Genomic DNA, 7241 nt, shown 5'->3' on the forward strand with positions numbered 1-7241 from the left:
CTCGTTGATCGGCAGCACCCTCATCGCCCGCGGCCACGCTTCGAACACCGTGATGGGCACCATGTTCGGTCTCGCGGCACTCCTGGTCCTGCCCGTAGTCCTCCTCTCGGGCCCGACCTGGATCTTGACCTCGCGGGGTGCGGTCGTCGCCCTGCACCTGGCCCTGTTCACTACCTTCCTGGCCTACCGCCTCTTCGGCTACGGCCTCCGCCACACCACCCTCACCACCGCCACCACCCTCACCCTCGCCGAGCCCGCCGTAGCCGCCCTCCTCGGCATCACCGTCCTGGGTGAACGCCTGCCCGCCCTGTCCTGGGCGGGCCTGGCCATCCTCGCCGCAGCCCTCGCGGCTCTCGCCCGCTAGCTCGAACGGGGTTGCCGCGGCGTAGCGGTCGGCGTGATCGGCATCGTTGCGTCAGTCGCCGATTCTGGTTATAACCAGTCTATGACGGCTGACGCTACGCTCGAGGCTCGTGGACTTCTGCTCGATATGGACAGCACCCTGGTGAATTCCGAAGCCGTGGTGGAGTTTCTGTGGCGCGGCTGGGCGGAGGAACACGGGCTGCCGATCGCCGAGGTGCTGGCCGTCGCCCACGGTCGCCAGGGCTGGGCCACGATGGCCGCGTTGCTGCCCGACCGCCCGGCCGAACTCAACCACGCCGACAACGCCCGCATGCTGGAGCAGGAGACCGGCATCGTCGACGGCATCATCCCGGTCCCCGGCGCCCCCGAATTCATGGCCGCCGTCGCCGACCTCCCGCACGCCCTGGTGACCTCCGCCAACATCCCCCTCACCGAAAAGCGCATGGGCGCAGCCGGTCTGCCCCTCCCCCCGATCCGCATCACCGCCGAATCGGTCACCGTGAGCAAGCCCCACCCCGAGGGATTCCTCAAGGGCGCAGCCGAACTCGGCCTCTCCCCCGACGAGTGCGTCGTCTTCGAAGACTCCGAAGCCGGTATCCAGGCAGCCAAATCCGCAGGCATGCGAGTCATCGGCGTAGGCCCCCGCGCACTCGCCTTCACCCCCACCGCCCACGTCCGCGACCTGACCCAAATCCGAATCCAGTCCACCCCCGACGGCCTCATCACCATCGCCGTCCTTCCCTGAGCCCCGACCTCACCCGCCAAATGCCGAGTGGCACACAAGGATCGACAAGCCGGGCGAATCCCTCCAGAATGTGCCACTCGGCAACACAATTCCTCCTCAACTAGGCGTTAGCGTCGGAGCCGGTGCGGCGGCGGACGGCCTGTCGGGGAGGAATGATGATCGATAACGAACTGCGGTCGCGGGAAGCGCGCGGGGTGTGGCGGGCGACGCGGGAGTGGCGACGGGGTCTCGCGATCGTGCTGGCGAGTGCCGGGGCGATCGTCTGGGGTCTGGAGTCGTTGCTGGATTTGTTCACCGCGGGCGAGCCCAAGTTCGACGGAATGCCCTATCTCGGCTGGTCGGCGACCGAGGTGCTCCAGATTGCGGCAGTGTGCTTCGGGCTCGTCTGCGTCGGGCTGGCGGCGGGGAGCGTGATGCTTTGCTGCCGACTGCTTTACGGCCGCTACCTGCTGATCGGCACGTCGGCCGTGGTGTTGGCGGGGCAGGCTGTCGCGGTGACGCTCGCGGCGATCCCGATCGACGAGTTCTACTACACGGCCCCGCCGAGCGTGGCTTTCAGCGCGCCGCTCATGGCCTTCCCGCTGCTGACAATCATCCTGCTGCTGGGCAAGCAACGCGAATATTGAGTGGTCTCCGGGCGGCGCTGGCGTCGGTGCGCCGCCCGGAGTCTGTGCGGCTCAGCCGTTCTCGGCTCCGACCGGGCGGGCCAGGCGGGAGTGGAAGCGGGAGTAGCCGAAGTAGATGACCAGGCCGATGACCAGCCAGGCGGCGAAGCGGACCCAGGTTTCCCAGGGCAGCGACCAGATCAGGTAGATGGAGAAGCCGATGCCCACGACCGGGACGACCGGCATCAGGGGCAGCCGGAATTCGCGGGGCTCGTCGGGGCGGGTGTAGCGCAGCACGATCACCGAGACGCTGACGACGATGAACGCCATCAGGATGCCGATATTGGTCAGTTCCGCGACGACGTTGATCTTCAGCAGTCCGGCCAGGATGGCCGAGCCGATGCCGACGATCCAGGTCACGCGGGTGGGCACCTTGCGGACCGGGTGGGTCTTGGCGAACCAGGCGGGCAGCAGGCCGTCGCGGCTCATGGCGAACCAGACGCGGGTCACGCCCAGCATGAAGGTGAGCACCACGGTGATGATGCCGACGATCGCGCCGATGGCGATGATGTTGGCGACGCTGCCCATGCCCGCGGATTTGAACGCGGTGGAGAAGCCACTGGTCGGGCTGATGTCGGTGTACTTCTGCATGCCGGTCAGCACCAGACACGCCAGCACGTAGAGCACCATCGCGATGGCGAGGGAGTAGATGATCGCCTTGGGCAGATGCTTTTTCGCCTCGGTCGACTCCTCGGCCGCGGTACTCATGGCGTCATAGCCGAACACCGCGAAGAACACTGTCGCCGCACCCGTCCATACCGCCCCAGTCCCGTACGGGAAGTAGGGGTGATAGTTCGCGGTATTGATCTTGAACACCCCGAGCACGATGATCAGCAGCACGATCGCCACCTTGATCCCCACCGCGACCGTCTCGAACCGCCCCACGCTCTTGATGCCCCGCGACAGCACCCACGCGCTGCCCAGGCAGAACAGAATCGCGAACACGTCGACCTTGTGCCCGTCACCGGTCCCCGCCGCCCCGAGCATCCAGTGCGGCAACGTGATTCCGATTTGATCCAGCAGGAAGTTGAAGTACCCCGACACCCCGATGGCGACCACCGCCGCCACGGCCACGTACTCGAGCAGCAGATCCCACCCGATGAACCATCCGGCCAGTTCACCGAGCGACACGTACCCGTAGGTGTAGGCCGATCCCGCCTTGGGCACCATGCCCGCGAATTCCGCGTAGCACAGGGCCGCGCACGCGCTGGCCACACCGGCGATCAGGAACGAGATGAGGACCGAAGGCCCCGTGGTCTTGTTGGCCACCGACCCCGCCAGCGCGAAGATGCCCGCGCCGATGATGCCGCCCACCCCGATGGCCGTCAGCTGCCACAGGCCGAGGTGTTTGGACAGCCGCTCGTCGGCGGGCGTGTCGTCCTCGACGTCGGTGATCGGTTTGCGACGCAAGATCTGGCCGCGCAGTTCCGCAATGGACATGCGGGATCCTTTCGTTCCGCTGCGTCCCGCGCCGATGCGAGTAACGCAGGTCACACTCGAGCTAGATCAGCTAATCGGACCACGCATGCGGCTGTGATCGGGCGATTGGTTAAATAAAGTTCAGAATCGTTGTCCGACCGGCCAAAGCACCCTCGTTCGGCCTGTCGCGGGCCTGTCGCGCGGAACAGCTTGGGGCGGCGCGGTTTCGGCGGGCGGAGCCCGCACCTGTGCTCTAACCTTCGAAACCGAAACGTGTTCCATTCGAATGATCAAGGTGGGGGTTCAGTCCACGTGACCCTGGGCGTGTACGAGCACGAGGTGCTCGACCGAATCGAGAAACTGCTTCCCCTGCTGCGCGAGCGCGCGCAGCAGACCGAGGACCTGCGCCGCATCCCCGACGAGACCATCGCCGACCTGCGTGCGACCGGTTTCTTCAAGCTGACGCAGCCCACGCAGTGGGGCGGTTACGCCGCGGAGCCGGTGATCGTCTACGACGCCATCCGCCGTCTGTCGCGCGCGTGCGGCTCCACGGGTTGGGTCTCGAGTGTGCTCGGCATCCACCCCTGGCACATCGCGCTGTTCGATCAGCAAGCGCAGCAGGAGGTTTGGGGCGACAACCGCGACGCCCTGGTGTGCTCCTCCTACGCCCCCATGGGCGCGGGCATCAAGGTCGAGGGCGGCTTCCGGCTAAGCGGCGCGTGGCGCTACTCCTCGGGCTGCGACCACGCCGATTGGGCGCTGGTCGGCGGCCCGGTGCTCGCCGACGGCGCGCCCATCATGATCGACGGCCTGCCGCTGTTCGGTAGCTTCCTGATCCCCAAGTCGGACTTCACCATCGACAACGTGTGGGACACCTTCGGTTTGGCGGGCACCGGCTCCAATACGCTGATGGTGCACGACGTCTTCGTCCCCGAACACCGATTCCTGAGCTTCCAGGCCATGAACGACGGCTCGATGCCCGGCATCCAGGTCAACACCGAGCCCGTCTACCGCATGCCGTGGGGCACCATCATGCCGACGGGCATCTCCACCCCGGTGCTGGGCATGGCCGAGGGCGCCCGCGACATCTACGTCGACTACCAGCGCGATCGCTGGCGGGTCGCCTTCGCGGGCGAGCAGGCCAAGAACGACCCCTACGTCACCGAGCGCGTCGGCCGCGTGACCAGTGATATCGACGCCTCGTGGCGGCAGCTGTCCGGCCACATCGTCGAGGAGTACGAAACCATCCTCGCCGGCGGCGAACCCAGCATCGACACCCGCCTGGATGCCCGCCGCGACCAGGTGCGCGCCACCCAGCGCTGTGTCGCCGCCATCGACGTGTTCATGGAATCCGCCGGTGCGGCGGCCCTGGCCAAGGGCACGCCGCTGCAGCGGCTGTTCCGGGACGCGCGCGCGGCCCGCGTGCAGGCCACCAATGAGGCCGAGAAGGTCTACGACATGTACGGCAAGTACAAGTTCGGCCTCGACCCGCTGCTGATCATGGTGTGATGCCCCGGATCACGGTGTGACACAAGCACATCAACGCCGCGCGCCCGGACCGAACGATCGCAGGAAGAACGCGAGGTTGGCCGGGCGCTCGGCCAGGCGGCGCATGAAGTAGCCGTACCACTGATCGCCGTAGGGCACATAGATGCGCAGATGCGCGCCGGTGCCGACGATCCGCCGCTGTTCGTCGTCGCGGATGCCGTAGAGCATCTGGAATTCGAACCCGTCGACGCCACGGCGGCCGGAACGCAGATACCCGGCCGCCGCCTCCAACATGACCGGGTCATGGGTGGCGATCATCGGATAGCCCAGCCCGCCCATCAGGATGTCGAGGCAGCGCAGATACGACGCGTCGACCGCGTCCCGATCCTGATACGCCACCTCGGCTGGCTCCCGATACGCGCCCTTGCACAGGCGGATTCGCGATCCCGGACCCGACATGTCCCGGCAGTCGCCCTCGGTGCGCATCAGATACGCCTGCAACACGGTCCCCACCCACGGGAAATCCTCCCGCAGCGCACGCACGACACCCAGCGTGGAATCGGTGGTGGTGTGGTCCTCGGCGTCCACCGTGACCCACACGCCCGCGGCCGCGGCGGCGGTGCAGATCTTGTGGGCGTGCTCGAGCGCGATGGCGTGCCCGTCGCGGGGCAGCGACTGGCCCAGCGCCGAGAGCTTGAGCGAAACCTCCAGCGGCCGAACCGTTCCTGTGGACCCCGGCAACTCCTCCAAGATCCCCAGCAGCGTCAGGTAGTGCGAGACGGTCGCCTGCGCCCGCTCGATATCGGTGGTGTCCTCGCCCAGATAGTCGATGCTCGCGTACCGGCCCGAATCCAGCAGGTCGGCGGTGACCGTGGCCGCCTGCGTCTCGGTTTCTCCGGCGACGAAGCGCCGCACCATCTTCCGGGTCGTCGCCATCGAGGTGACGGAGCGTTCCACCCGCGGTGACCGGGAGGCCGCCAGCAGCGCGGGCCGCAGCACGGTGGTGAACATCAGCGCTCCCCCACTTCCGTCGCGACCTCCTGATGCGGATACCGATGCTCGGTCGGCGGCACGAAGGTCTCCTTGATCGTCCGGGTCGAGGCCCAGCGCAGCAGATTCTGCGCGGAGCCGGCCTTGTCATTGGTGCCCGAGGCGCGCGCACCGCCGAAGGGCTGCTGCCCGACCACCGCACCGGTGGGCTTGTCATTGATGTAGAAGTTGCCCGCCGCGAACCGGAGTCGCTCGGTCGCGGTGGCGACGGCGGCCCGGTCCTGCGCGATCACCGCACCGGTGAGGCTGTAGGGCGAGCCGCGATCGACCAGGCCCAGCACGTTCTCGAAGCCGTCCGGGGTCGCGTCGTCGTAGACGTGCACCGCCAGAATCGGCCCGAAATACTCGGTGCGGAACGCCTCGTCGGCGGGATCCTCACCCAGCAGCACGGTCGGTTCCACGAACCAGCCCACGCTGTCGTCGGCACGGCCACCGGTGAGCACGGTCAGGCTCGGTGTCGCCTTGGCCCGTTCCAGCGCCGCCACATTACGGTCGAAGGCGCGCCGATCGATCAGCGCGCCACCGTAGTTGGTGAAATCGGTGACATCCCCGTAGGTCAGTTCCGATACCGCTGTGAGGAAATCACCCGACATCCTCGACCACACCGACTTCGGGATGAACGCCCGCGACGCCGCCGAACACTTCTGGCCCTGATAATCGAACGCCCCGCGAATCAGCGCCGTACTCAACACCTTCGGATCCGCCGAGCTGTGCGCGACCACGAAATCCTTGCCACCGGTCTCCCCGACCAGCCGCGGATAGGTGTCGTACCCGGCGATATTCTCCGCCACCGACCGCCACAGATGCTGGAACGTCCCCGTCGACCCGGTGAAGTGGATACCCGCCAGCCGCCGATCGGCCAGGGCGACCGCCGAGACCTCCGGCCCGTGCCCGTGCACCAGATTGATCACGCCGGGCGGCAGGCCCGCCGCCTCCAGCAGTCGCATCGTCCAGTACGCCGAAAACGCTTGCGTGGGAGACGGTTTCCACACCACCGTATTGCCCATGAGTGCGGGCGCGGTCGGCAGATTGCCCGCGATCGCGGTGAAATTGAACGGCGTGATCGCGTACACGAACCCTTCCAGCGGCCGGTACTCCACGCGATTCCACACGCCCGGCACCGAAATCGGCTGTTCCGCCAGAATGCCCCGCGCGAAATGCACATTGAACCGCCAGAAATCCACCAGCTCACACGGTGCGTCGATCTCGGCCTGATAGGCGCTCTTCGACTGCCCCAGCATGGTCGCGGCCGCCACCGTCTCCCGCCAAGGACCCGACAGCAGATCCGCCGCGCGCAGGAACACCGCCGCGCGCTCGTCGAACGACAACGCCCGCCAGGCCGGAGCCGCCGCGACGGCCGCCTCGATCGCCTCGGCGGTATCCTGCGCCTCGGCCACCGTGATCGTCCCCAACACCGCCGAATGCCGATGCGGCTGCACCACATCGACCGTCGCCCCCGCGCTGCGCCGCTCCTTGCCCGCGATCACATGCGGAATCTCGATCGCGGTGCC

Annotated in this window: 7 protein-coding genes; 4 read left to right on the top strand and 3 right to left on the bottom strand. The window is 67.3% G+C overall.

Features of this window, described 5'->3' with window-relative positions; genetic code table 11:
* The 3 genes from ACWELQ_RS32350 to ACWELQ_RS32360 form a co-directional block, all read left to right on the top strand.
* Positions 1-364: EamA family transporter (locus tag ACWELQ_RS32350; RefSeq protein WP_452400829.1), on the top strand; the 364-nt coding region annotated here is incomplete at its 5' end.
* An 81-nt stretch (positions 365-445) separates the two neighbouring features.
* Positions 446-1108: an HAD-IA family hydrolase gene (locus ACWELQ_RS32355; RefSeq protein WP_452400830.1), complete on the top strand. Its 663-nt coding sequence runs from the start codon at positions 446-448 to the stop codon at positions 1106-1108.
* A gap of 155 nt (positions 1109-1263) precedes the next feature.
* Positions 1264-1734 (top strand): hypothetical protein, encoded by a 471-nt coding sequence (locus ACWELQ_RS32360; protein ID WP_452400831.1) that lies wholly within the window; start codon positions 1264-1266, stop codon positions 1732-1734.
* A 51-nt stretch (positions 1735-1785) separates the two neighbouring features.
* On the opposite strand, the gene ACWELQ_RS32365 is transcribed toward ACWELQ_RS32360, so the two are convergent.
* Positions 1786-3213, bottom strand: a complete 1428-nt coding sequence (locus ACWELQ_RS32365) for an amino acid permease (protein WP_452400832.1) — start codon at positions 3211-3213, stop codon at positions 1786-1788.
* A gap of 297 nt (positions 3214-3510) precedes the next feature.
* Between ACWELQ_RS32365 and hsaA the strand changes: the two genes are divergently transcribed.
* Positions 3511-4701: a 3-hydroxy-9,10-secoandrosta-1,3,5(10)-triene-9,17-dione monooxygenase oxygenase subunit gene (hsaA, locus tag ACWELQ_RS32370; protein WP_452400835.1), complete on the top strand. Its 1191-nt coding sequence runs from the start codon at positions 3511-3513 to the stop codon at positions 4699-4701.
* Positions 4702-4731: 30 nt separating this feature from the next.
* On the opposite strand, the gene ACWELQ_RS32375 is transcribed toward hsaA, so the two are convergent.
* Both ACWELQ_RS32375 and pruA read right to left on the bottom strand, forming a co-directional pair.
* Positions 4732-5691 (bottom strand): proline dehydrogenase family protein, encoded by a 960-nt coding sequence (locus ACWELQ_RS32375; RefSeq protein WP_452400833.1) that lies wholly within the window; start codon positions 5689-5691, stop codon positions 4732-4734.
* Positions 5691-7241, bottom strand: a 1551-nt coding sequence (gene pruA, locus ACWELQ_RS32380; RefSeq protein ID WP_452400834.1) for an L-glutamate gamma-semialdehyde dehydrogenase, incomplete at its 5' end; no start/stop codon positions are given. The genes pruA and ACWELQ_RS32375, both read right to left, overlap by 1 nt.

This window comes from Nocardia sp. NPDC004722 (assembly GCF_053601505.1).